Below are 470 nucleotides of genomic sequence, written 5' to 3'. Positions count from 1 at the left end.
GCAGGTGCTTGAGGAAGTACTCGTTGCCCTTGCCCGACGAGCCGAGCAGGTTGGCCCGCCAGATCGCTAGTACCCGCGGGAAGTTCTCGGGCGAGTCCGGGTCCTCCGCGGCGAACCGAAGCTCCCCCGACTTGAGCTGGTCCACGACGTGCTCGGCGACGGGACGACCGGCCTTGGCCGCCTCGTCGGCGAGGTCGAGCGGGTTGCGGTCGAAGGTGGGGTAGGACGGCATCCAGCCCATCCGCGCGCTCTTGGCGATCACGTCGGCGGTGCTCATCCCGGCCAGCAGGCCGGCACCGGTCTTCGCCGAGACCGTGTCCGCGCCGAACGTGTCGTAGCGGAACTGGTCGGTGTGCAGGTACCAGTACGCGGTGTGGATCATCTGCCGCGGCGGCCGCTTCCAGTCCAGGCCGAACGCGAGCTGCGCCCACCCGGTGACCGGGCGGCACTTCTCCTGCCCGACGTAGTGC

At 69.8% G+C, this 470-nt stretch carries 1 pseudogene; it reads right to left on the bottom strand.

The window, feature by feature from the left end:
• Positions 1–470, bottom strand: a pseudogene (locus tag EKO23_RS24860) (molybdopterin-dependent oxidoreductase); the annotation flags it as partial.

Origin of the sequence: Nocardioides guangzhouensis, assembly GCF_004519545.1 — a bacterium.
Lineage (GTDB): Bacteria > Actinomycetota > Actinomycetes > Propionibacteriales > Nocardioidaceae > Nocardioides > Nocardioides guangzhouensis.
Note: the sequence above shows the minus strand (reverse complement) of the source record. Positions and strands in the feature narration are given on the sequence as shown.